The organism is Microbacterium gilvum (assembly GCF_039543865.1).
In the GTDB taxonomy this organism is placed as follows: domain Bacteria; phylum Actinomycetota; class Actinomycetes; order Actinomycetales; family Microbacteriaceae; genus Microbacterium; species Microbacterium gilvum.
Genome location: NZ_BAABKO010000003.1, coordinates 89,536 through 111,972, shown reverse-complemented (window position 1 = coordinate 111,972; position 22,437 = coordinate 89,536). Strand labels below are relative to the sequence as shown.

The window sequence follows — 22,437 nt, the reverse complement described above, 5'->3', positions numbered from 1 at the left end:
CTAGGCGTGTCGCCCGCTCCCGGCCGCGGGCCCGCGGCGGACGACGGCGGCACCCTGCCCCGGGCGACCGGAAGCAGCGGTCCGCCCGGTCGAGGCGACGGCCGTATCCTGAGGCGCATGTCCGATCCCCTCGACGCCGTCGACTGGCCCGTCCGCACCGAGCGCCTCGTCATCCGGCGGGCGACGGCCGACGACGCCGAGGCGCTGTGGCGGCATCGGCGGCTGCCCGAGGTGACCATGTGGATCACGAACGGGCCATCCGATCTCGAGGACTTCCGAGCGCACCTCGTCCAGCCCGAGCGGCTCGCGACGACCCTCGTGATCGAGCTCGTGGAGCCGGGAGGTCCCCTCGTCATCGGCGACGTCATGCTGCGCGTCGAGGACGGCTGGGCGCAGCGCGAGGTCGCCGAGCTCGCGCGCGGCACCGAGGCCGAGCTCGGCTGGACGCTGCACCCCGGCCACTCCGGTCGCGGCTACGCGACCGAGGCCGTCCGCGCCGTGATCGCGACGTGCTTCGGGGCGCTCGGGCTACGCCGTGTCCACGCGGGGTGCTTCGCGGCGAACGAGCCCTCGTGGCGGCTCATGGAGCGCGTCGGGATGGAGCGCGAGGAGTTCAGCCGCAAGACCGGGCTGCACCGCTCCGGCGTCTGGATGGACGGTATGCACTACGGGGTCCTGGCGGAGGACTGGACGGGCTGAGCCGGCGGCCATCCGCCACCTAGAGTGTGAGCATGACCGCCCACGACGCCTCCGCGAAGCGGGCGGCGCTCGTCTACAACCCCGTGAAGGTCGCCTCGGCGGACGCCCTGCGATCGGCCGTGACGCTGCTCTCGCACGAGGCCGGATGGCTGCCGCCGCTCGTCTTCGAGACCACGGTGGACGACCCGGGCCAGGCCGTCACGCGGCGCGCGCTCGACGAGGGGGTGGCCGCCGTGCTCGTGGCGGGCGGAGACGGCACCGTGCGCGCCGTCTCGGAGGCGATGAACGGGACGGGCGTGCGGCTCGCGATCGTTCCCAGCGGCACGGGCAACCTGCTCGCCCGCAACCTGCGCCTTCCGCTCGCCGACCCCGAGGAGATGGTGCGCGCGGCGATCGAGGGCGACACCGCCGCCGTCGACATCGGCGTCGCGCGGCTGCGCCGACCGGGCGGGGCGGTCGAGGAGCACGCGTTCGTCGTCATGGCGGGCATCGGGCTCGACGCCGCGATGATCGCCAACACGAGCCCGCGTCTCAAGAAGCAGGTCGGGTGGGTGGCGTACGTCGACGGCGCCGCGCGGGCGCTCCCCGGCGCGCACCCGTTCCGCGTCGTCTACCAGGTCGAGGGCGGCAAGCTCCACGCCGCCAAGGTGCAGAGCGTGCTGTTCGCCAACTGCGGCACGCTCCCCGCCGGCATCGAGCTCATCCCCGAGGCGTCGATCGCCGACGGGCGGCTCGACGTCGCGCTCATCCAGCCGTCGGGGCCCTTCGGCTGGCTCGGAGTCTTCCGCAAGGTGTGGTGGGACAACTCCGTGCTGCGCCGCTCGCGTCTCGGGCGTCGCGTGATCGAGAGGCGCCACGACACCTCCGTCCGGTTCCTGCAGGGGCGCTCCGTCGAGGCGGCGGCGGTCGAGGCGCAGCCGGTCGAGCTCGACGGCGACGAGTTCGGCGAGGCGGTGCGCCTGCTCTGCCGTGTCGACGAGGGCGGCCTCCTGCTCGCGGTGCCGAAGGGCCATCCGCCCCTCTGAGTCATTGGAGCGCCGAGGTGAGCCGCGCGAGGTTGTCGAGCACCTGGCTCCAGAACGGACGCCGCACCCACTCGACGAGGTCGAGCCGCTTAGAGCGCGCGCGGTAGTCGTCCTCGACGCTCCGCAGCTGCTGCACGAACTCCTCGCCGCGCACGAGCAGCGACACCTCGAAGTTGAGGCCGAACGAGCGCATGTCCATGTTGCTCGACCCGATGACGGCGACCTCGTCGTCGATCGACAGCGTCTTCGTGTGCAGGATGTACGGCGGCGGGAAGAGGTAGATCTTCACTCCGGCCTTGAGCAGCGCCTCGTAGTAGCTGCGCTGCGCGTGGAACACCATGGCCTGGTCGCTGATCTCCGAGACGAACAGCTCCACGCGCACGCCGCGGGAGACGGCGGCGCTCACGGCGAGCATGAGCGCCTCATCCGGCACGAAGTACGGGCTGATCATGATGATCTTGTCCTGCGCCGCGTACATCAGGCCCAGGAACAGGCGCAGGTTGTTCTCGACCTCGAACCCGGGGCCCGACGGCACGACCTGGCAGTCGAGGTCGCCCGTGCCGTCGTCCATCTCGCGCAGGTCGACGCCCGCCGGCGTCTCGCCCGTCTCGCTGTAGTAGTCGCTGAGGAACACGGCGTCGACGCTCGACACGACCGGCCCGTCGAGCCGCACCATGAGATCGACCCACTGCAGCCCGCGCCGGATGTTCGCCTTCACGTTGTAGCTCGCATCGGTGACGTTCTGCGAGCCGAGGTACGCGACCTCCCCGTCGACGACCAGGAGCTTGCGGTGGTTGCGCAGGTCGGGCCGCTGCCAGCGCCCGCCGAGGGGTCGCAGGGGCAGCAGGTAGTGCCAGTCGGCGCCCATGCGGGTGAGGCGGTCGCGCGTCCTCCTGTGCAGCGGCTTCGAGAGGTTCGCCCAGTGGTCCATGAGCACGCGCACCTCCACGCCGCGTGCGCACGCCTCCTCGAGCGCCCGGAAGAAGTTCTCCGTCGACGAGTCGGACTTGAAGATGTAGAACTCGACGTGCACGTAGCGCTGCGCGCGCCGGATGGCCTCGGCCATCGCGTCGAGGCTCTCCTGGTACCCCGTGATGAGACGGACGCCGTTGTCGCCGGAGATCGGGAGGGCGCCGAGCTCGCGGTTCATGCGCACGAGGGCGCTGAACCACGCGGGCTCGTGGGGGCGCAGCGTGCCCCGTTCGAGGCTCTCGTTCGCCTCGCGGAGCACGGCGTTGATCTCCGTCTGCATCCGACGGCGCTTGCGCGGCAGCCGCGGGTTGCCGATGAGGAGGAAGAGGAGCAGCCCGGGGATCGGGAGGAGGAAGATCGCGAGCAACCACGCCATGGCCGATGTCGGCTTGCGGTTGCGCGGGATGATGATGAGCGCGAGCACGCGGACGATGATGTCGACGACGGTGTACGCGCCGATCCAGAAGGCAGAGCTGATGAGCCAGTCCACGCCGCTCCCCTCCGTTCGCCCCAGCCTATCGAAGGGCGGCTTCCGGGCGTCTACCGTCCGGGATCGGCCTCGTCGGGGAGGTGCGCGACGGGGATCATCTGCACGTCCTGGACCTTCCAGTCCAGCGCGGCGATCGACTCGGCCGCGCGCGTCAGGTCGTCCACCCTCACACCGCGTCGTCGCGGCACGGCGAACGCCTCGATGTGGAGCACCTGCCCCTGATCGCGCACGCGGACCGCGGCATCCCGCACCCAGTGCGCCTGACGCAGGCGCGAGACCGCCGCGGCGGCGAGGGGGTGCGGCTCGGCGTCGTCGTACGTGCGGGCGCGGCGGTCCATGAGGTCGACGACCGCCGCGCGGGTGTTGCGCACGCCGTCCCACACGATGCCCGCGGAGATGACGAGAGCGGCGGCGCCGTCGAGCCACCACACGCCCAGACCCACGCCGAGCACTCCGACGACCGACGAGACGGTCGTCTGCCAGTCGGCCTTCGCCATGTCGGCGTCGGCGTGCAGCAGCTTGTTGTGCAGCACGGGCGCGAGCCTCGCCTTCGCGGGGCCGTAGAGGAACACCGGGCCCACGATGATGAGCAGCATGACGGCGATCATGAGCCATCCGAGCCAGATGGTGTGCCCGAAGAGGGCGACCGTGCCGATCGTGGGATGCTCGGCCGACGCGAGGGAGACGACGGCCTCCACGGCGAGGTTCGTGCCGACCGCGAGGAGCGCGACGCCCGCGACGAGGTGGCCGACGCCCATGGCGCGGTGCTTGCCGTACGGGTACTCCCTGGTCGGGGGCTTCCGCACGAACGGCAGCGCCGCGAGGAAGGCGAGCTGGGGGATGAGCGACAGCATGTCCTCGATCCACGCCGTGCGCATGGCCTGCGAGCCGCCGACGACGAAGGCCAGCAGCGCGATCGTCGCGGCCGTGTAGCAGATCGTGAAGACCTCCCACCGGACGGCCCGGCGGAGCGCGTCGCGCTGCTCGGCCGGCAGGTCGGTGCGGCCGAAGTGATGCCACCGGACGCTCACCCGCCGGCCTCCGCGTCGAGGTGCGCCTCGAGCGCCGCGAGGAGGCGGTTCTCGCCGAGCGGCACGAGGAGGACGACGGGGCGCCCCACGGCGCCGGGCAGGTCGGGGTAGCCGCGCGTGAGGCCCGCGCGGTCGATCCACGGCGAGGCGTCGGTGAATCCCCCGACGGCGATGTCGACGTCGCCCGTCTCCAGCATTCCGACGAGCGTCTCCTCGCTGCCCTCCGTCCACGTGACGCCGACGCCGATCCCGTCCGCGAAGCGCTCCACGACGTCGGCGAGGGGTCCCGTCGCCGCGCCCGCGTCGACCTCGACGAGTCCCGGCTCGTCGGATGCGCCGACGGCGAGCACCCCGGCGGCGACGACGGCGTCGAGCGTGCCGTCGGGGTCCTCGGGGATGCGCAGGCCGCACGCGCTCGTCGCGAGGACGGCGGCGAGCGCGGCGACGGCGCCGATCCGCCGGACCGACGCCGTCATGACGGCCTCACACCCGTCGGCGCGCGTCCCGGCCGAGGAGCGCACCCGCCGCGATCATGACGATCGCGAGACCCAGATGGAGCCAGTTGTCGGCGCTGTTGAGCGGCACGAAGTTGGCGGCGTGGTCGTGCGGCACCACGAGGCCGTACACGAACAGCGCGAGGTAGAGGACGCCGCCCACGACGAGGTACCCTCGCGATCCGGGGGCGGAGCCGGCGAGCGCGAGTCCCGCGACGCCGAACATCACGTGCACGAGGTTGTGCAGGATCGACACCTGGAAGATGCCGAGGAGCATGGCCTCCGATGTGTGGCTCGCGACCTCCAGCGACCCGATGTCGGTCGTGAGCCCGGGGATGAACCCGGCGATGCCGACCAGGAGGAACACGACCCCGAAGACGAGGGCGACCTTCTGGACGGGCGTGCCCGCGTAGCGGACCCTGCTGACGGTGGTGTCGCTCATGTGCTGCTCCTCTCGACGTCTCCCCCGCGAACAGCAGACCGCGTCCGAGCCGGCGAGGGCAGGGGCTTGACAGCGCGCGCTCACAGGCCGCGCATGGTGAAGGCACCTTCCGCGGCGCGGTGCGCGGGAGGCAGCGCGATCATCCGCACGGCCGCGTCGCGGACGAGCAGCGCGGCGCCCGATCTCGGAGCACCCATCGCCATGTTGAAGCGCGCGCGCCGCTGCGCGAGGAGGGCGGCCTCGCGGCGCGCATCCGCATACGCCGCCCACGGCTCCGCGCGCTCGCGGCCGTCGCCCACGGCATCGGCGAACGCGGCCGCATCGAGCCACCCGAGGTTCATCCCCTGACCGCCGATGGGGCTCATCTCGTGCGCCGCATCGCCGACCAGCACGACCCGCCCGCGGGCGAACTGCTCGGCGATGCGCTGACGGGCCGCGAACGGGCTCGGCTCCCCGAGGGCGCTCAGGACGGCGCCCGTGCGTGCGCGGACGACGGCCGCGAAGCCCGCCCGGGAACGGGCGGCGGGGTCGTCGGTGCGCACGACCCAGCGGCGGCGGCCTCCCGGCAGCGGGAACGACTCCACCACGCCCTCCCGCTCCAGGTGGATGGCCGCGACAGCGCCGGATCCGGTGTCGTCGGCCGCATCGGCCATGACGAATGCGACGTCGGGATCGCGGCGCTCCCACCGGATGCCGGCCGCATCGCGCACGAGGCTGCGGGCGCCGTCCGCTCCGACGAGGACCCGCGCCGACGCCCCGCCCCGGCTGTCCTCGATCTCGACCGCGTCGGGTGCCAGGTGGACCGCCCCGACCTCGACGCCCCGCGCGAGCGCCCGCGGGGCGAGCTCCCGAAGCCGCGCTTCGAGGAGCCGTTCCGTGCGGTCCTGCGTGAGCGAGAGCACGGGGTCGCGGAACCGGAGGCGGCCGAGCGTGCGGCCTCGGCGGAGCGCCGCGCCGCCCGGGATGGCCACGGCCTCCGCCCGCACGGCGTCGCCGATCCCGACGGCGTCGAGCACGGCGAGCCCGGGAGGGTGGATGCCGATGGCGCGGGTGAGCGGCGACGGCGCCTCCGCGCGCTCCCGCACGACGACGTCGACGCCGCGCTGCGCGAGCAGGCACGCGAGCGCGAGGCCGACGGGTCCTCCGCCGACGATCGCGACGTCGTGCGCGCTCATCGCGCGCGCACCGCCTCGACGCGCCACGGCCATCCGCGCCGCACCTCCCAGCCGTCCGGCACGAGAGAGGAGAGCTCGCGCGCCGTGCGGCTGCGGCGGATGGAGGTGAGCCCGTCGGGGCGGATGAACGTGCCGCGCAGCAGCCATGGCTGGAACGGCAGCGTGGCGAGCGCGAACGCGGCGAAGGCCAGCCCGGACCGGGCGATGTCGCGGTGGACGGCGACGCCGCCGGGCCGCAGGAGCCGTTCCGACACGCGCAGGAGCTCCACCACCTCGTCGTCGGCGAGGTGGTGGAGGACGTGGTTCGAGTGCACCACGTCGAACCGCTCGCCCGCGTCGAGCACGGCCTCCGCGGTCATCTGCCGGATGCGCAGGCCGTGCTGATGCGGCCCGCGCATCGCCCACCCGTACGCGCGCGGGTCGGGGTCGATCGCGAGGATGTCGAGCGGGTGCGCGGCGCGGCGCGCCCACCGGACGACGGCGCGCGGGAAGTCTCCCCCGCCCGTTCCGATGTCGAGCAGGCGGACGCCTCCCGTGCGCAGGCGCGGCGCGATCCGCCGACGGTAGGTGCGCCGGGGAGCGGCCACGACGGCGTTGACGATGCCGAATCGGGCATACGTCCGATCGAGCCGGACGGGATCGCATGCCGGGTCGTCCATGAGCTCGCGGACGTCGGCATCCCGCCGGCGCATCACGAGCCCCGGATGGTGAGGAGTGCGGACTCGACCGTCAGGCCGGGTCCGAACGCCATCGCGGCGACCCGCTCTCCCGCCGCAGCGGCGGGAGAGTCGAGGATGTGCCGCAGCACGAACAGCACGGTCGCGCTCGACATGTTGCCGAAGTCTCGCAGGGTCGCCCGCGCCGGGACGAGCTGCGCCTCATCGAGGTGGAGAGACGCCTCGACGCGGTCGAGGATGCTCCGGCCGCCCGGATGCACGGCCCAGTGCGGGATGGCCGCGCCCGCCGCCCCGTCGTCGAGTGCGCGCGCGAGCGCCGGCTCGGGGGCGAGAAGGGGGCGGACGGCGTCGACGACGTGGCGCCCGAGGATCGCCGGGACGGCGTTCGACAGCACCATCTCGAAGCCGTGGTCGCCGATGCGCCATGCCATGTCGCCCTCGCCCTCCGGCGCGACCCTCGACGCGAAGCGGTCGAGGTCGAAGCCCGGCTCGTCCGACCCGATGGGCCGCGCCGTCACGAGGGCCGCGCCCGCGCCGTCCGAGAAGAGCGAGGTGGCGACGATCGTGTCGGGGTCGTCGGAGGGCCGCAGGTGCAGCGTGCAGAGCTCGACGCTGATGACGAGGACGACGGCGTCGGGATCGGCCAGGCACAGCTGGCTCGCGAGACGGAGCGCCGGCAGCGACGCGTAGCATCCCATGAAGCCGAGGTGGAACCGCTGCACGTCGGCGGGCAGGCCGAGGTCGCGCGCGACGACGAAGTCGGGGCCGGGAGCGTAGAAGCCGGTGCACGAGACGGTGATGACGTGGGTGACGTCGTCGGCGTCGAGCGCCCGCTGCTGCGCGAGCGCGGCGCGCCCCGCGTCGACGTAGAGGCGGGTGGCCTCGCGGATGTAGATCTCGTTTCGCGCCTTCGTGCCGGGAGAGCGCAGCTCGCGCGTCTCGCGGTCGTAGAAGAGCGGCTCGCCGCCGTCGGGCTCGCCGCCGCCCAGCTCGCGCAGCACGGTGTGGCGGCGCTCGATGCCGGAGACGCCGAACGACGTCGTGACGAGCCGCTGCGCGAGCCGCGACTGGCCGGGCTGCGCGGCGAAGACGTCGCGCACCTCGTCCTGATGCAGCACCGTCGGCGGGACGAGGGTCGCGAGACCGAGGAGGGTGACCGTCATGCCGCGAAGGTATCCGCGACCGCGCGGCGGCGACAGGGGGTTGCTTTCCCGCGCCGCTCCGGGATCAGCCCTCGCGGGGAGGCAGTCCGCGCCTGGCGCGCTCCTCCGCCTCGATCTCGCCGTACACCCGGCGCTCGGTGCGGTCGAACTTCAGGATGTTGCGGAGGATCAGCCAGAAGACGATCGCGATGACGACGGTGGGCGCGAGCGACCACAGCGCCGCCATCCAGAAACTGTCCACGCCGCCATCGTACGCGGCGCGCCGGAGGGCTTCCTGGGGGCGTCCTCGCGTGCACAGGGCGCGCAGCCCGGCGCGGCGGCCATCCGGGCTGTGGACACCCGCCGGAACGACGCCGGCGCACGCCAGCCTCGGACCATGACCACGATCATCCGCGCCCGCGACGCCCGCTCGTTCCTCTCGCTCCTCCCCCACGTCTGCGGCTACCGCCCGCGCCGCAGCCTCCTCGTCGTCCCGTTCGAGGACGGGCGCACGGCCGGCGCCGCCCGCATCGACCTGCCGAAGCGGCCGGAGCACTGGCCCGAGGCCGTCGCCGTCGCGCTCGGCATGGTGTGCCGCATGCGCGGCGTGACGCAGTTCGCCGCCGTCGTCTACACCGACGAGCCGCTGCTCGGCGCCGACGGGATGGCGTTCGCGGGCCTCGTCGAGGCGCTCCGCGAGCGCGCCGACCACTGCGGGCTCGAGGTCAGAGATGCGCTGTGCGTCGCGGCCGACGGATGGGGCGCCTACGCCGACGGGCGGCCGACGCCGCGCCCGCTCGAGGAGATCGCCCACGAAGACGCCGTTCCCGGCGGAGATGACGTGCTGCCCGACCAGGGAGCGGGGATCGCCCCGCCCGCCGTCGACCTCGCCGAGCGCGAGCGCCTCGGGCGGGCTCATCTCGAGCTCGGCCGCGCGTTGGCTGTCATCCTGGGCGAGGACCATCCGGGGACCAGCGCCATCGGCGCGGCGTCGAACCGCGGCATCCCGCCTCGAGCGCTCGCGACCGCGTGCTTCGCCGCCGACCTGCCCGTCGTCTTCGAGGAGTGCCTCGACTGGGAGACGGACGACCTCGACCCGTACCTCGCCGCCCTCCTCGTCTGGGCGCTCGAGCGTCCGTGCTTCCGCGATGTCGCGCTCTCGCAGTGGAGCAGCGACCTGCAGGAGGGGTGGAACGTCCTCGACCTCAACGAGCGATGGGCCGACGGCGACGACTCGCTGCCCGACGGACCGCTGCGGCTCAAGGGAGAAGGACCGCGCCCCGATCCCGACCGCCTCGAACGCGCGCTCGCGCTCGTGCAGCGGCTCGCGGCCTCCGCCCCCGGCCGCTCGCGCGCGGGGGCGCTCGCCTCGGCCGCCTGGCTCATGTGGGCCCTCGGCCACGGCACGCACGCCCTGGCGTACGCGCGGCAGGCGCTCGCCGTCGACGACGAGCACGGACTCGCGCGGCTCGTCGGGGCCATGGCATCGCACGGCATGCTGCCGGAGTGGGCGTTCGAGCGGCCGGGGGCCGCGTGAGGCTACTTGACGAGCGGGAAGAGGATGGTCTCGCGGATCCCCAGGCCCGTGATGGCCATCAGGAGGCGGTCGATGCCCATGCCCATGCCGCCCGTCGGCGGCATGCCGTGCTCGAGGGCCCGGAGGAACTCCTCGTCGATGCGCATGGCCTCGTCGTCGCCGCGGTCGGCGAGCTTCGCCTGCTCGACGAAGCGCTCGCGCTGGATGACGGGGTCCACGAGCTCGGAGTAGCCGGTCGCGAGCTCGAAGCCGCGCACGTAGAGGTCCCACTTCTCCACGACGCCGGGGATCGACCGGTGCTCGCGCACGAGCGGGCTCGTGTCGAGGGGGAAGTCCATGACGAACGTCGGGCGCGTGAGGTGCTGCTCGACGAAGTGCTCCCACAGCTCCTCGACGAGCTTGCCGTGCGTGGCGTGCGCCGGCACCTCCACGCCGTTCGCCTCGGCGAGGGCGAGCAGCTCGCCGAGCGGCGTCTCGGGCGTGACCTCGACGCCGGCGGCCTCCGACAGCGAGGGGTACATCGAGACGCGGTCCCACTGGCCGCCGAGATCGAACTCGGTGCCGTCCGCCCAGGTCACGGTCGTCGAGCCCGCCACGGCGACGGCGGCGTTCTGGATGAGCTCCTGCGTGAGGTCGGCGATGCCGTTGTAGTCGCTGTAGGCCTGGTAGGCCTCGAGCATGGCGAACTCGGGACTGTGCGTCGAGTCGGCACCCTCGTTGCGGAAGTTGCGGTTGATCTCGAACACGCGGTCGATGCCGCCGACGACGGCGCGCTTGAGGTAGAGCTCGGGCGCGATGCGCAGGTAGAGCTCGGTGTCGAAGGCGTTCGAGTGGGTGATGAACGGCCGGGCCGTCGCGCCGCCCGGCTGCACCTGCAGCATGGGCGTCTCGACCTCGACGAAGTCGTGGCCCTCGAACGTCGCGCGGAGGCTCGCGTTGACCTTCGCCCGCGCGCGGACGGTGTCGCGCGCCTGGTCCCGCACGATGAGATCGAGGAATCTGCTGCGCACTCGGCTCTCCTCGCTGAGCTCGGAGTGCAGGTTCGGCAGCGGCAGGACGGCCTTGGCCGCGATGGCCCACTCGGTCACCATGATCGACAGCTCGCCACGGCGGCTCGAGATCACCTCGCCCGACACGAAGACGTGGTCGCCGAGATCGACGAGCTCCTTCCATGCCGCGAGCGAGTCGTCGCCCACGTTGGCGAGCGACACCATCGCCTGGATGCGGGACCCGTCGCCGGACTGCAGGCTCGCGAAGCACAGCTTGCCAGTGTTGCGGCTGAAGACGACCCGCCCTGCGACGCCCGCCGTCGTGCCCGTCTCGGCGCCCGCCTCGAGCGCGCCGTACTCGGCGCGCAGGGCCGGGATGGTCGTCGTCACGGGAACCGACACCGGGTACGCGCCGCCCGCCGCGCTCTCGCGCTCCGCCACGAGCCGCTCGCGCTTCGCCAGCCGCACCGCCTTCTGCTCGAAGATGTCGTCCTCGGGCGTCTCGGGGGCGTTCTCGACGGGCGTTTCAGACATGCGGGGGCTCCTCGGGGAAAGTCTGCGACCAGTCTAGTCGGCCCCTCTGCGCCTCCCCTGGCGAGCCGTCCGCCCCCGTCAGTCGTCGAGCGGCAGGTCGGGGATGGCGGGCGTCGCCTCGGTGAGCGCCTGATCGACCGTCGACCGGACGAGCGCGGAGAGGTAGCCGCCGGGGTTCTCGACGCCGATGCCGCGCAGCAGCGCCGTCGCCTGATGGACGATCTGCCGGGAGAACGCGGATGCCGTCTCGATCGCCTCCGCGTAGGCTGCGCGGTCGGTCTCGGCGACGACGACGGGCTCGCATCCGAGCTCGACGGCGAGCGCCTGGGCGATCGGCAGCACGGCGGATGGCGCCGTCACCGCGGCATACGATGCGGCGAGCTGGCGCAAGTCGACGCTCGTGCCCGTGAACGCCATCGCGGGGTGCACCGCGAGCGGGATCGCGCCCTTCTCGGCCGCCGGCCGCAGCACCTCGATGCCGTGGGAGGCGTCGGTGTGGAGGACGAGCTGGCCGAGCTGCCACGCGCCGACCTCGGCGAGTCCGGCTACGAGGGCCGCGAGCTCCGGTCGCGGCACGGCGAGCACGACGAGCTCGCTGCGCCGCACCACCTCGAGCGCGTCGAGCACCGGTGCGCCCGGCAGGACGGCGGACGCGCGGTCCTCGTCGGACCCGCGCGTGATGCCCGTGATCGCGTGTCCTGCACCGGCGAGCGCGGCACCGATGACGGGCCCGACCCGACCGGCGCCGATGATCCCGACACCCAGCCGTCCGTCGCGTCGCACGGCCTCGACCCTACGCGACCCTGCTCGACCTACGCGACCCCGCCCGATCCGCGCGACCGGGTCGGCCGCGCGCGGCCGGCGGCCGCATCAGGCCCTGGCCGCCCAGCGATGCGAGTGGTCGTGTGTCGCAGCCTGCACCGACCCGCGGCTGACCCGTTCCAGCAGGGCGACGGCGTCGTCGCGTTCGAGCCCGACGATCTGCCCCGAGATCGGCCCGACGACCGTGTGGGCCTGTCCCCAGGCGACGCGCTGCAGCCGGTCGATCGGGCCCTGTGCGATCGACACGCCCTGCAGCCGCGCCAAGGGGAACACGGCGAGCTTGCGCCAGACCCGCCCGCGCCGCAGCAGCAGCCCGAACTCCGTCACGGCGTACCCGTGCCGCCGCCACGACACCGGCCGGCGCCACCAGGCGCGCGCCGGGATCGTCCGGTACGGGTCGTCGGGGCCCGGCCCGAGGATGCCGTGCTCCCAGACGAGCGGGAGGTCCTGGGGCGGCATGTCGGGGAGGATGAGCGCGAGCACCCTCTCCACGTCCTCGCGCTTCCCCACGGGCAGCACGACGTTGAACTGCTGCGCGCTCCCCGACTGCTGCTGCGCGGCGCTCTTCCCCGACATGCGGTTGATCTTGATCGTCCACCAGCCGAACGGACGCCACAGCAGCGACTGCGACACCTCGACGGCGAAGATGCGGCCGGGCGGCAGCGTCTCGGTGACAGTGGTGAGGAGGCCGTAGGTGATGCGCACGCCGTCGGGGGTGGGAGCGATCGAGTAGCGCAGCGACTTCGAGATCTGCGCCCACGTGATGCCGACGGTCGCGATGACGAGCGGCACGCCCATGCCGAGGCCCGCCCCCAGGAGGATGACGAGCCCGTCGCCGTCGTCGTTGCCGAGCGCGACCGGCAGGAGGAACGCCAGGACCACGCCGAGGAGGACCGCGAAGAACCCGAACCACAGCACGCCGCTGATGACCTGCGAGCCGATGAGGCGCCCCGCGGGGATCTTCACGACGCTCTCCGGCACGAGGTCGGCACGGTCGACGCCGTCGATGAGCCCGCTCACCCCCTGGTTGAGGTTGCCGAGGAAGTGCTCCCGCGCTCCCGCGGCGCCACCCGGCGCAGCGGCACGAGCGGAACCCGCCGCGGCGCCCGCGCGTGCGGCCTCGCGCGCGGCGCGCGCGCCGGACGCGAGCCGGAGGATGTCGGAGCGCACCGCCTCGGCGCGCGCCGTCGCGAGGTACTCGAGCGGCACGTTCGCGTCGGTGCCCGCGCCCACGACCTCGAGCTTGGCCATGCCGATGAGCCGTGCGGGGAACGGACGCGTGAGGTTCACGCCCTGCACGCGGTCGAGCGGAGCGCGTCGGTGCGAGCGGAAGACGATGCCCTTGCGCACCTCGACGTGCTCGTCGGTGATGCGGAACTGCTGGAACCGCCACACGAGCCAGAACGCGCCGCTCAGCACCGCGACGACGGCGAGCGTCGCGAGCAGCGCCACGACGAGGAGGTTGTTCGACAGCACCCAGTCGACGGGGTCGCCGCTCGAGTAGTCCTCGACGCGCGTGCCGCGCGGCGTGAACAGGTCGACGAACCCGTAGATCAGGCGGTCGCGCAGGTTGCCGATCACGATTCCCGCGACGATGAGGAGCGCGAGTCCGCCCTTGAACAGCGGCGTCAGCGGATGCAGCCGATGCCAGTCGCCGTCCGCGAGCGACGACGAGCCCCCTCCGGGCAGCACGGAGGGTTCCGGCGCGGCCGGGCGCGACGGGTCGCTCACAGCCCGGTCCGGCGGGTCTCGGCGACCTCGATGAGGGTGTCGCGCAGCGCTTCGGCGGCGTCCTGCGAGAGACCGGGGATCTCGACGCCGGTCGTGGCCGCGGCCGTCACCATCTTCAGCTTGGCGATGCCGAAGGCGCGATCCATGGGACCGTGGGTGATGTCGACGAGCTGCATGCGGCCGTACGGCACCGCGACCATCCGCTGCCACAGGATGCCCTTGCGGAACACGAGGTCGTCGGGGCGCAGCATGTAGCCGAGCGCACGAGCCTGGCGAGGCAGCACGATCATCGTGAGCACCGTGACGAGCACGATCGCGCCCGCGACGAGCCACACCCACGGCTCCGACACGACGAGCGCCCAGAACACGCCGGCGGCGGCGAGCACGACGGCGACGAAGATCGCGTTCTGCACGAACTGCGAGACCACGTACTTCGGCGAGATCTGGTGCCACGTGCCGTCGAGGGAGAGGCGTCCGGCTCCGCGCGGCTCGCGGATGGCGGGGTAGGTGCCCGCGTCGAGCACATCGGGTGCCGCGACGGGGGCGGAGGGCTCGGGCGTCGCGGGAGCGGGCGGCACCCACAGGTCCTCGCCGGGAGGCCATGCCGCCGGCGGCAGGATGCCGGCGGATCGCGCGGGCGGGACGGGAGGCGCGGGCGGCACGGCCGCGGGCGGCGGCACGGCCGCGGCCGGAGGCACGGCCGGAGCCGGCGGCGCGGGAGGCACGGGCGGCACAGCGCGTGCCGTCTCCTCCGGCGCCGTGGAGCCGGTCGGCGCCTGCGGGTCGGCCGCAGCGCGACGCGCAGCGGCGCGCGTCAGCGGAGGGGTCGCCGGTTCGTCACCGGGGTTCGAGTCCGGCTGCGGGGTCGTCGGGCTGTCGCTCATCTGGATCCTTCGGCAGCGTGCAGAAATGCTCTGCGACCAGCGCCGCGACCACGAGAAGCGCCCCCGCGACCGCCGTGGCGATGGTCGTTCCCAACGACCCTAGCGCGGGCGACACCGGCCGGGTGGCTCCGTAGAGCAGCAGGCCGAGTGCGGCGCCGCCCACGGCGGAGCCGACGATACTGGCCGACTTCGCGAGCACCGCGACGCGCAGCGCGCGGAACGGGTCGACGCGCGGTGCCTCCGCGTCGCGCACGGCCCTGCGGATGGGCCACGCGAGCGCGAGGCACAGGGCGCCGAGGAGGACGAGGAGGACCGGCAGCATGAGAGCGGGCGCGAACGTCGTGCGACCGCTCGAGGTGAGCACGTGGTCGAGGAGGAATCCGCCCCCTCCGCCGAGGAGAGCCGCCACGACGAGCGCGAGCACGGTCGTCCGCTTCATCGCGCGCCCCGCCCTGCCACGAGCGCGGCGACCGGTCCGTGGCCCGGCAGTACGGCGTCGGGATCGACCTGGAGCCACGGGAGCAGCACGAAGTCGCGCTCCGCGGCACGAGGATGCGGAAGCACGAGCCGCGGGTCGTCGGAGACCACGTCGCCGTAGACGATGAGGTCGAGATCGAGCGTGCGATCGCCCCAGCGCTCGCGCCGCACCCGGCCGTGGCGCTGCTCGATCGCCTGCAGGAAGCCGAGCAGCACGGTCGGCGCGAGCCGCGTCTCGACGAGCGCGACGGCGTTGAGGTAGGCGGGGGCGTCGGCATCGGGCCCGTCGAGCTTCACCGCGACGGTCTCGAGCGGCTCCGAGCAGACGACGCTCCCCGTCAGCGGGAGGCGGTCGAGCTCGCGGACCGCGGCGTCGAGCGTCGCCCGCCTGTCGCCGAGGTTGGCCCCGAGCGCGACGACGGCGCGCACGTACGCCGCGGGCGTGCGCCGCGACGGGGCGCCCGCCGACGCGCGCGCGGGCGGGTCGGGGCGGCGCGTCGTCATGACGGCTCCGCCCGGCCGCCTCCGGCGCGTGTGCGCTGCACCGTCACGGAGACGTCGGCGAACCGGGCGCGGATGGGCGCGTGCGGCTTGTGCACGGTCACCGCGACGACGTGCACGCGGTCGTCGGCGAGCACGACGTCGGCGATGCGGTGCGCGAGCGTCTCGATGAGGTTCACGGGGTCGCCTTCGACGACGGCGACGACCTTCTCGGCGAGCTCGCCGTAGTGCACCGTGTCGGCGACGTCGTCGCTCGCGGCGGCACGGGAGGTGTCGAGGTGGAGCCTGAGGTCGACAGAGAAGTCCTGCCCCTCCTCGCGCTCGACCTCGAAGACTCCGTGACGGCCGAACGCCGTGAGGCCGCGCAGCTCGATCGTATCGAGGGGGATCATGCTCTCAACCCTGCCATTCCCGTGCGACCGCGAGCGCATCGCGTGTCGACGCCGCATCGTGCACGCGCACACCCCACGCCCCCGCCTGCACCGCGAGCACGCTCGTCACGGCCGTGGCGAGGTCGCGCCGTTCGAGCGCCGCGTCGTCGCCGATCGCCGACGCGAGGAACCGCTTGCGCGACGTGCCGACGAGCACGCGGTGTCCGAGCTCGAGCACGTCGTCGAGGGCGCGCAGGAGCGCCCAGTTCTGCGGGCCGCGCTTGGCGAAGCCGATGCCGGGGTCGACGACGATCCGCGCATCGGCGATCCCCGCCGCACGGGCGGCATCGACGCGCGCCGCCAGCTCTGCCGCGACCTCGCGGCCGATCCGGTCGTACGCGGCGTGCGCGTACATGTCGGCGGACGGCCCGCGCCAGTGCCCGAGCGCGACGTCGACGCCGTGCTCCGCGACGACCTCGAGCAGCGCGGGGTCGGCGAGCCCGCCGGCGACGTCGTTCACGACGGCGGCTCCCGCCGCGATGGCCGCGCGCGCGGTCTCGGCCCGGTAGGTGTCGACGCTCACGACGGCTCCGTCGGCGGCGAGCGCGCGGATGACGGGCTCGATCCGACGGATCTCCTCCGCCGCTCCCACGGGCTCGGAACCCGGCCGGGTCGACTCGCCTCCCACGTCGAGCACGGTGGCGCCGTCGGCGAGGAGCCGGCGTCCGTGCGCGACCGCGGCGTCATGCGCGAAGTGGCGCCCGCCATCCGAGAACGAGTCGGGCGTGACGTTGACGATGCCCCAGATGGAGGTCACGCCTGCTCCTCGTGCCCGCCGCCCAGGGCGATGAGCGCGATGATCTCGCCTCGGGCGGCGGGCTCGGCGAGCGCGCCGCGCGCCGCGACGGTGACCGTGGAGCTGTCGCTCTGACGGCCTCCGCGCGTCGTCACGCACTGGTGCACGGCGTCGAGCACGACGACGACGCCGCGGGTGTCGAGAGATCCGTCGATGACGTCGGCGATCTGCTCGCCGAGGCGCTCCTGCACCTGCGGCCGGGCCGCGAGCACGTCGACGACCTTCGGCAGCGCGCCGAGCCCGACGACCTGCTCGCCCGGCAGGTACGCGATGTGGGCATGGCCGACGAACGGCAGCAGATGGTGCTCGCACACCGAGCGGAAGCGCACGCCGCGCAGCAGCACGGCGCCCGATGGGAGCGTGTCGGGCGCCGGGCCGCGGCTGACGCTGATGGTGTGCGCGAGCGGCTCGGCGGGGTCCTGGCCGACGCCCGCGAAGAACTCCGCGTACGCATCGGCGACCCGCTGCGGGGTCTGGCGCAGGCCCGCGCGGTCGGGGTCCTCCCCGATCGCGACGAGCAGCTCGCGCGTGAGCTCCGCGACGCGCTCCCGGTCGACGGTCACGCCGTCACGCCGTGGCGGGTCGCGTGTGGCCCGTCGCGGGCCGGGTCGCGGGCTGCGTCGCCGTCGGCTGCTCGGCCGACGCCTGCGCGGCGACCCCGTCGGGCTGCCGCTTGCGCGGCACGTCGATGGGCGGCAGCGCCGAGACGGGGCGGTCACTCGACGAGAGCCACTGCGGCCGCTCGGGGAGCTTGCGCACGTCCTTGAAGATCTCCTCGATCTGCAGATGGTCGAGCGTCTCGTGCTCCAGGAGCGCGAGCGCCAGCCGGTCGAGGATGTCGCGGTTGGCGTTCAGCACCTCGTACGCCTCGTTGTGGGCGAGCTCGATCAGCGCGCGCACCTCGTCGTCGACGTTCTCGGCGATGCGCTCGGAGTAGTCGCGGCCGTGGCCCATGTCGCGGCCCATGAAGACCTCGCCGCTCGAGCCGCCGAGCTTGACGGGGCCCACGGCTGTCGTCATGCCGTACTCGGTGACCATCTTGCGCGCGATGCTCGTCGCCTTCTCGATGTCGTTCGACGCCCCCGTCGTGGGGTCGTGGAAGACGATCTCCTCGGCGACACGGCCGCCCATGGCGTACGCGAGCTGGTCCTGCAGCTCGTTGCGGGTGACGGAGTACTTGTCTTCGAGGGGCAGCACCATCGTGTAGCCGAGCGCCTTGCCTCGCGGCAGGATGGTGATCTTCGTGACGGGGTCGGAGTAGTTCATCGCCGCCGCGGCGAGGGCGTGGCCGCCCTCGTGGTAGGCCGTGATGAGCTTCTCCTTGTCCTTCATGACGCGCGTGCGGCGCTGCGGCCCGGCGATGACGCGGTCGATGGCCTCGTCCATGGCGCGGTCGTCGATGAGCTGAGCGTTCGAGCGCGCGGTGAGGAGCGCCGCCTCGTTGAGCACGTTCGCGAGGTCGGCGCCCGTGAAGCCGGGCGTCTTGCGCGCGACGACCTCGAGATCGACGTTGTCGGCGAGCGGCTTGCCGCGGCTGTGCACCTGGAGGATGCGCAGGCGCCCCTTCAGGTCGGGGGCGTCGACGCCGATCTGGCGGTCGAAGCGCCCGGGGCGCAGGAGCGCCGGGTCGAGGATGTCGGGACGGTTCGTCGCCGCGATGACGATGACGTTCACCTTGGGGTCGAAGCCGTCCATCTCGACGAGCATCTGGTTGAGGGTCTGCTCGCGCTCGTCGTGGCCGCCGCCCATGCCCGCGCCGCGGTGCCGTCCGACGGCGTCGATCTCGTCGATGAAGATGATGGCGGGCGACGACTCCTTCGCCTGGTTGAAGAGGTCGCGCACGCGGCTCGCGCCGACGCCGACGAACATCTCGACGAAGTCGGAGCCCGAGATCGAGTAGAAGGGGACGCCCGCTTCGCCGGCCACCGCACGCGCGAGGAGCGTCTTGCCGGTTCCGGGAGGGCCGTACAGCAGCACGCCCTTCGGGATGCGCGCGCCCACCGCCTGGAAGCGGGCGGGGTCCTTCAGGAACTCCTTGATCTCGTGGAGCTCCTCGATGGCCTCGTCGGCGCCCGCGACGTCGGCGAAGGTGACGTCGGGGTGCTCCTTGCTCATGAGCTTGGCGCGCGACTTGCCGAACTGCATGACGCCGCGGCCTCCGCCCTGCGCGCTCGACATGAGGAACCAGAAGAGCAGGCCGAGGAGGAGGATCGGGATGGCGAGCGACAGCAGGCTGTCCCAGATCGTCGCGCGCGGGACGGCGTCGTCGTAGCCGTCCTCCGGGGCGGCCTCGCTGACGGCGCTGACGACCTCGTCGGCACGGGCCTCGACGTAGTAGAACTGCACGTCCGTCGCGCCCTCGTAGGCGTCGGACAGCGTCATGTCGACCCGCTGGTCGCCATCCGTGATGAGCACCTCGGTGACGGTGTCGCCGTTCAGCAGCTCGAGGCCCTCCTGGGTCGAGATCTGCTTGGGCGCGCCCAGGTTGGAGATGAGCGAGAACCCGACGATCAGCAGCACGCCGACCAGAAGGATGTAGATCAGCGGGTTTCGGGTGAGCTTCTTGACGTCCATGCCTGGGGTGACTTCCTCCCGTCGGCGCGACCAGCGCGCAGTCGTCTCAGGCTACCCCTCGACGTCTATGGGCCATCTGTGATTCGCCCACGGCGTACGTGTGGGGAGGTCGTCGCGGTGATGCGCGTCGCGTCAGCTGTACACGTGGGGGGCGAGCACGGCGACGTCGCGGAGGTTGCGGTACTGCTCGGCGTAGTCGAGTCCGTAGCCGACGACGAACTCGTTGGGGATGTCGAAGCCGAGGTAGCGGCAGTCGATCTCGACCTTGGCGGCCTCGGGCTTGCGCAGCAGCGCGAGCACCTCGATCGACTCGGCTCCGCGCGAGGCGAAGTTGCTGAGCAGCCAGCTCAGCGTGAGACCGGAGTCGATGATGTCCTCGACGATGAGCACGTGGTAGCCCTGCAGATCGGTGTCGAGGTCCTTGCGGATCTGCACGACGCCGCTCGACTTGGTGCTCGAGCCGTAGCTCGACACGGCCATCCAGTCCATGACGACCTCGCGCGTGAGGCAGCGCATGAAGTCGGCCATGACCATGACGGCGCCCTTGAGCACGCCCACGAGCAGCAGCTTCTTGCCGGCGTAGTCGGCCTCCACCTGCACGGCGAGCTCGCGGAGCTTCGCCTGGATCTCCTCCTCGGTGACGAGGACGCGGTCGAGGTCACCGGAGATGTCGGCAGCACGCATGTGCGCCATCCTACGGTCCGCCCCTGGCGGGCCGCCGCACGCGATGAGCGGGATCAGCCGACGTCGCCCAGCGCGGCGAGGATGGCCGCCCTGCGTGCCCGGCTGTCGACGGCGCCCGCGATGCCCGCGGCGAGCCCGGCGACGAGGACGCCGACGCCCGGCGCGAGCAGCACGGACAGACCGGCGAGCGCCCCCACGTCGTCCTCCGACGCCGAGTCGTTGACGAGCGCGGTCCACGGCGCGATGCCGAGGAGGACGAGGAGCGCGCCGACGGTGGCGAGCCCGTACGCGAGCCGGGTGAGCCATCCCGGTGCCGTGAGCTGGGAGAGGACGTCGTCGGAGCGTTGCAGCGTTCCCGCACGGGCGTCGCGCACGATGCGGCGCTCGGCGCGCGCCGTGCGCAGCAGGAACGGGACGGTGGAGGCGAGGAGCAGTGCGACGGGGATGAGGATGAGCAGGCCGCCGAGGCCGACGAGCAGGTCGACGACGCCCTCCATCGGCCCTCCGCCGTAGTCGATCTGATCGCAGCCACGGCACGGCTGGCGGAGGATGACGCCCGCGAAGAACGCGTAGACCCCCAGCTGCAGGGCGAACCCGGTGACGACGCGCCATCCGATCGCCTTCGTCGCGGCACCCGCTCGACGCGTCGCGGCTCGCGCGGTGCCGCCCCGACGGCGGGTCCCTGGACCGGGCCCGCGCACGCGCTCGACCCGGGCCGTCCAGCGGCGTGCGAGACCGCCGTGGGCGAAGAAGAGGCCGACGGCGCCCAGCGTGATCGCCGCGCCGGCTCCGAGGGCGATCCCGTCGAAGTCGAATCCCGAGACGAGGTCGACGAGCATGACGACGGGGCCGAGGACGACCGCGAACCAGGCGAGCACGAGGAGCCCGCCGTAGGGCTCCTCACGCAGGGCGCGGTCCTCCGCGCGCGGCAGGCGGGGCGCGTCGGGGCCCGATCCGCGGCGCTCGGCGGCCCGCAGGCGCATCCGGCGCTCGAGGATGCCGCGCGGAAGCTCGACGAGGAGCGCCGCGCCGACGGCGAGCAGCACGCCGCCCATGAGCGAGCGCGAGAGCACGTCGAGGACCGACGGCATGCCGATCGCCTCCTCGCCGACGATGCCCGCGACGAGCACGACGACGAAGGCGATCCCGGCTGCCGCGAAGGTGCCGATCGTCACGGCGCCGAGGCCCGCGACGACGGCGAGGGCCGGCCCGACGGGCAGCGGCTCGATGCGGCGCGGCTCGGGGCTCATGCGGGGGTGCCCTCCACGGTGGTGTCCGCTGAGGGGGTGTCGTCTGCGCGCGCGACGAGCGAGACGAGGCCGGCCGTGCGCGCCGCGGTGAAGCCCGGCAGGTCGAGAGGCCCCTGCCCGCGCCAGTCGGAGACGAGGCGCGCGACCTCGAGCGTCTGCCGTCGGGTGAGGGCGACGCCGAACTCGCTCTGCGCGACGTGCCGGATGATGCGGTGCCGGAGAGCGGGAGGGTTCGCCGCGAGCGCCGGGACGGAGATCGCGATGCCCGCCTCGACGTGCTCGACGATGTCCTCGATGACCTCGTCGATCATGTCGGCGAACGCCTCGTTGTCCTCGCGCAGCTGCTCGGCGGTCCGCGCGAGCGCCTCCGCCACTCCCGGGCCGAGCTCGCGCTCGAGGACGGGCAGGATGGCGCGCCGCACGCGCACGCGCGAGAAGCGGTCGTCGACGTTGTGCGGGTCGTCCCACGCGTCGAGGCCGGAGGCGGCGCAGAACGCGCCGGTGTCGTCGCGGCGGAGGCCGAGGAGCGGGCGGAGCCACGCGAGCCCGCGTTCGTCGAGGCGGCGGGGGGCCATCCCCGCGAGGCTGCCGGCCCCTGCGCCGCGTGCCAGGCCGAGGAGCACGGTCTCGGCCTGGTCGTCGAGGGTGTGGCCGAGGAGCACGCCGGCCGCCCCCGTGTCGAGGGCCGCGGCGCGCAGTGCCGCGCGGCGCGCGTCGCGCGCCGCGGCCTCCGGGCCGCCCTCCGAGCCGACGTCGACGCGGACGACGCGGGCCTCGGCCATCCCGAGCGCGCGCGCCTGCTCGGCCGCGCGCGCGGCGACATCCGCCGAGCCGGCCTGCAGGCCGTGGTCGACCGTGATGCTCACGGCGCGGATGCCCAGCCGGGGCGCCTCGAAGGCCGCGGCGGCGGCGAGGGCGAGCGAGTCGGCACCGCCGGACAGCGCGACGAGCACGGTCGCGTCGGCGCCCTCGAAGGGCGCGAGCGCCGTGCGGACGGCGAGGCGGACGGCGGCGATGGCGGGAGCGAGCACGCCTCCACGGTAGCCGCGCCGACGGCGCCGACCGCGACCCGGCTACGCT

24 protein-coding genes are annotated in these 22,437 nt (G+C 73.4%); 3 read left to right on the top strand and 21 right to left on the bottom strand.

Annotated elements, in window-relative coordinates; genetic code table 11:
• Positions 1 to 117: 117 nt before the first annotated feature.
• Together ABD998_RS09720 and ABD998_RS09715 are read left to right on the top strand one after the other, a co-directional pair.
• A complete protein-coding gene (locus ABD998_RS09720; RefSeq protein WP_345438533.1) occupies positions 118 to 699 on the top strand; it encodes a GNAT family N-acetyltransferase in 582 nt (193 codons plus the stop codon).
• Positions 700 to 731: 32 nt separating this feature from the next.
• Positions 732 to 1,724 carry a diacylglycerol/lipid kinase family protein gene (locus ABD998_RS09715; RefSeq protein ID WP_345438530.1) on the top strand — a complete coding sequence of 331 codons (993 nt, stop codon included), beginning with the start codon at positions 732 to 734 and terminating at the stop codon, positions 1,722 to 1,724.
• 1 nt (position 1,725) lies between these two features.
• Here the strand turns inward: ABD998_RS09715 and cls are convergent, their stop codons facing one another.
• The 8 genes from cls to ABD998_RS09675 all read right to left on the bottom strand — a co-directional run bounded on the left by cls (position 1,726) and on the right by ABD998_RS09675 (position 8,409).
• Complete coding sequence (gene cls, locus ABD998_RS09710; RefSeq protein WP_345438528.1) at positions 1,726 to 3,186, bottom strand: cardiolipin synthase; 1,461 nt, start codon at positions 3,184 to 3,186, stop codon at positions 1,726 to 1,728.
• 50 nt (positions 3,187 to 3,236) lie between these two features.
• Positions 3,237 to 4,217 carry a cation transporter gene (locus ABD998_RS09705; RefSeq protein ID WP_345438526.1) on the bottom strand — a complete coding sequence of 327 codons (981 nt, stop codon included), beginning with the start codon at positions 4,215 to 4,217 and terminating at the stop codon, positions 3,237 to 3,239.
• Entirely contained in the window at positions 4,214 to 4,693 is a 480-nt protein-coding gene (locus ABD998_RS09700) for a type 2 periplasmic-binding domain-containing protein (RefSeq protein ID WP_345438524.1), read from the bottom strand. The genes ABD998_RS09705 and ABD998_RS09700 overlap by 4 nt, the downstream gene beginning before the upstream one ends.
• Positions 4,694 to 4,700: 7 nt before the next feature.
• Positions 4,701 to 5,153 carry a DUF4383 domain-containing protein gene (locus tag ABD998_RS09695; RefSeq protein WP_345438522.1) on the bottom strand — a complete coding sequence of 151 codons (453 nt, stop codon included), beginning with the start codon at positions 5,151 to 5,153 and terminating at the stop codon, positions 4,701 to 4,703.
• Between the two features lie 80 nt (positions 5,154 to 5,233).
• Positions 5,234 to 6,328, bottom strand: a complete 1,095-nt coding sequence (locus tag ABD998_RS09690) for an FAD-dependent oxidoreductase (RefSeq protein ID WP_345438520.1) — start codon at positions 6,326 to 6,328, stop codon at positions 5,234 to 5,236.
• Complete coding sequence (locus ABD998_RS09685) at positions 6,325 to 7,020, bottom strand: methyltransferase domain-containing protein (RefSeq protein ID WP_345439107.1); 696 nt, start codon at positions 7,018 to 7,020, stop codon at positions 6,325 to 6,327. The genes ABD998_RS09690 and ABD998_RS09685 overlap by 4 nt, the downstream gene beginning before the upstream one ends.
• The gene (locus ABD998_RS09680) at positions 7,020 to 8,168 is read right to left on the bottom strand and encodes a type III polyketide synthase (RefSeq protein WP_345438518.1); all 1,149 of its coding nucleotides are present in this window, start codon (positions 8,166 to 8,168) and stop codon (positions 7,020 to 7,022) included. The genes ABD998_RS09685 and ABD998_RS09680 overlap by 1 nt, the downstream gene beginning before the upstream one ends.
• Before the next feature lie 64 nt (positions 8,169 to 8,232).
• Positions 8,233 to 8,409 carry a hypothetical protein gene (locus ABD998_RS09675; RefSeq protein ID WP_345438515.1) on the bottom strand — a complete coding sequence of 59 codons (177 nt, stop codon included), beginning with the start codon at positions 8,407 to 8,409 and terminating at the stop codon, positions 8,233 to 8,235.
• Positions 8,410 to 8,544: 135 nt separating this feature from the next.
• Between ABD998_RS09675 and ABD998_RS09670 the strand changes: the two genes are divergently transcribed.
• A complete protein-coding gene (locus ABD998_RS09670) occupies positions 8,545 to 9,684 on the top strand; it encodes a DUF4192 family protein (protein WP_345438513.1) in 1,140 nt (379 codons plus the stop codon).
• Between the two features lie 2 nt (positions 9,685 to 9,686).
• Here ABD998_RS09670 and lysS read toward each other — a convergent pair whose 3' ends face one another.
• From lysS to tilS, 13 genes are all read right to left on the bottom strand, one after another.
• Complete coding sequence (gene lysS, locus ABD998_RS09665; RefSeq protein WP_345438510.1) at positions 9,687 to 11,207, bottom strand: lysine--tRNA ligase; 1,521 nt, start codon at positions 11,205 to 11,207, stop codon at positions 9,687 to 9,689.
• A 78-nt stretch (positions 11,208 to 11,285) separates the two neighbouring features.
• The gene (locus ABD998_RS09660) at positions 11,286 to 11,990 is read right to left on the bottom strand and encodes a DUF2520 domain-containing protein (protein ID WP_345438508.1); all 705 of its coding nucleotides are present in this window, start codon (positions 11,988 to 11,990) and stop codon (positions 11,286 to 11,288) included.
• Between the two features lie 87 nt (positions 11,991 to 12,077).
• Complete coding sequence (locus ABD998_RS09655; RefSeq protein WP_345438506.1) at positions 12,078 to 13,760, bottom strand: PH domain-containing protein; 1,683 nt, start codon at positions 13,758 to 13,760, stop codon at positions 12,078 to 12,080.
• Complete coding sequence (locus ABD998_RS09650; protein ID WP_425562971.1) at positions 13,757 to 14,344, bottom strand: PH domain-containing protein; 588 nt, start codon at positions 14,342 to 14,344, stop codon at positions 13,757 to 13,759. The genes ABD998_RS09655 and ABD998_RS09650 overlap by 4 nt, the downstream gene beginning before the upstream one ends.
• A gap of 253 nt (positions 14,345 to 14,597) precedes the next feature.
• Positions 14,598 to 15,083: a DUF3180 family protein gene (locus ABD998_RS09645; protein ID WP_345438504.1), complete on the bottom strand. Its 486-nt coding sequence runs from the start codon at positions 15,081 to 15,083 to the stop codon at positions 14,598 to 14,600.
• Positions 15,080 to 15,625 (bottom strand): 2-amino-4-hydroxy-6-hydroxymethyldihydropteridine diphosphokinase, encoded by a 546-nt coding sequence (folK, locus tag ABD998_RS09640; protein ID WP_345438502.1) that lies wholly within the window; start codon positions 15,623 to 15,625, stop codon positions 15,080 to 15,082. The genes ABD998_RS09645 and folK overlap by 4 nt, the downstream gene beginning before the upstream one ends.
• Positions 15,622 to 16,014, bottom strand: a complete 393-nt coding sequence (folB, locus tag ABD998_RS09635) for a dihydroneopterin aldolase (RefSeq protein ID WP_345438500.1) — start codon at positions 16,012 to 16,014, stop codon at positions 15,622 to 15,624. The genes folK and folB overlap by 4 nt, the downstream gene beginning before the upstream one ends.
• 4 nt (positions 16,015 to 16,018) lie before the next feature.
• Positions 16,019 to 16,810: a dihydropteroate synthase gene (folP, locus tag ABD998_RS09630; RefSeq protein ID WP_345438498.1), complete on the bottom strand. Its 792-nt coding sequence runs from the start codon at positions 16,808 to 16,810 to the stop codon at positions 16,019 to 16,021.
• Positions 16,807 to 17,412, bottom strand: a complete 606-nt coding sequence (folE, locus tag ABD998_RS09625; RefSeq protein WP_345438495.1) for a GTP cyclohydrolase I — start codon at positions 17,410 to 17,412, stop codon at positions 16,807 to 16,809. Before folE ends, folP begins: the two co-directional genes overlap by 4 nt.
• Before the next feature lie 4 nt (positions 17,413 to 17,416).
• Positions 17,417 to 19,423, bottom strand: a complete 2,007-nt coding sequence (gene ftsH / locus ABD998_RS09620; protein ID WP_345438493.1) for an ATP-dependent zinc metalloprotease FtsH — start codon at positions 19,421 to 19,423, stop codon at positions 17,417 to 17,419.
• A gap of 132 nt (positions 19,424 to 19,555) precedes the next feature.
• Complete coding sequence (gene hpt / locus ABD998_RS09615) at positions 19,556 to 20,107, bottom strand: hypoxanthine phosphoribosyltransferase (protein WP_345438491.1); 552 nt, start codon at positions 20,105 to 20,107, stop codon at positions 19,556 to 19,558.
• Positions 20,108 to 20,160: 53 nt separating this feature from the next.
• Positions 20,161 to 21,357 carry a hypothetical protein gene (locus tag ABD998_RS09610; RefSeq protein ID WP_345438489.1) on the bottom strand — a complete coding sequence of 399 codons (1,197 nt, stop codon included), beginning with the start codon at positions 21,355 to 21,357 and terminating at the stop codon, positions 20,161 to 20,163.
• Entirely contained in the window at positions 21,354 to 22,388 is a 1,035-nt protein-coding gene (gene tilS / locus ABD998_RS09605; RefSeq protein ID WP_345438487.1) for a tRNA lysidine(34) synthetase TilS, read from the bottom strand. The genes ABD998_RS09610 and tilS overlap by 4 nt, the downstream gene beginning before the upstream one ends.
• Between the last annotated feature and the right edge of the window lie 49 nt (positions 22,389 to 22,437).

Excerpts from the sequence above, each read along its gene's own strand:
- ftsH (WP_345438493.1), bottom strand. The coding sequence starts at position 19,423 with ATGGACGTCAAGAAGCTCACCCGAAACCCGCTGATCTACATCCTTCTG.
- folK (WP_345438502.1), bottom strand. The coding sequence starts at position 15,625 with ATGACGACGCGCCGCCCCGACCCGCCCGCGCGCGCGTCGGCGGGCGCC.
- ABD998_RS09670 (WP_345438513.1), top strand. The coding sequence starts at position 8,545 with ATGACCACGATCATCCGCGCCCGCGACGCCCGCTCGTTCCTCTCGCTC.
- hpt (WP_345438491.1), bottom strand. The coding sequence starts at position 20,107 with ATGCGTGCTGCCGACATCTCCGGTGACCTCGACCGCGTCCTCGTCACC.
- ABD998_RS09685 (WP_345439107.1), bottom strand. The coding sequence starts at position 7,020 with ATGCGCCGGCGGGATGCCGACGTCCGCGAGCTCATGGACGACCCGGCA.
- folB (WP_345438500.1), bottom strand. The coding sequence starts at position 16,014 with ATGATCCCCCTCGATACGATCGAGCTGCGCGGCCTCACGGCGTTCGGC.
- ABD998_RS09715 (WP_345438530.1), top strand. The coding sequence starts at position 732 with ATGACCGCCCACGACGCCTCCGCGAAGCGGGCGGCGCTCGTCTACAAC.
- ABD998_RS09680 (WP_345438518.1), bottom strand. The coding sequence starts at position 8,168 with ATGACGGTCACCCTCCTCGGTCTCGCGACCCTCGTCCCGCCGACGGTG.
- ABD998_RS09700 (WP_345438524.1), bottom strand. The coding sequence starts at position 4,693 with ATGACGGCGTCGGTCCGGCGGATCGGCGCCGTCGCCGCGCTCGCCGCC.
- ABD998_RS09690 (WP_345438520.1), bottom strand. The coding sequence starts at position 6,328 with ATGAGCGCGCACGACGTCGCGATCGTCGGCGGAGGACCCGTCGGCCTC.
- ABD998_RS09695 (WP_345438522.1), bottom strand. The coding sequence starts at position 5,153 with ATGAGCGACACCACCGTCAGCAGGGTCCGCTACGCGGGCACGCCCGTC.
- lysS (WP_345438510.1), bottom strand. The coding sequence starts at position 11,207 with ATGTCTGAAACGCCCGTCGAGAACGCCCCCGAGACGCCCGAGGACGAC.
- ABD998_RS09645 (WP_345438504.1), bottom strand. The coding sequence starts at position 15,083 with ATGAAGCGGACGACCGTGCTCGCGCTCGTCGTGGCGGCTCTCCTCGGC.
- ABD998_RS09720 (WP_345438533.1), top strand. The coding sequence starts at position 118 with ATGTCCGATCCCCTCGACGCCGTCGACTGGCCCGTCCGCACCGAGCGC.
- ABD998_RS09610 (WP_345438489.1), bottom strand. The coding sequence starts at position 21,357 with ATGAGCCCCGAGCCGCGCCGCATCGAGCCGCTGCCCGTCGGGCCGGCC.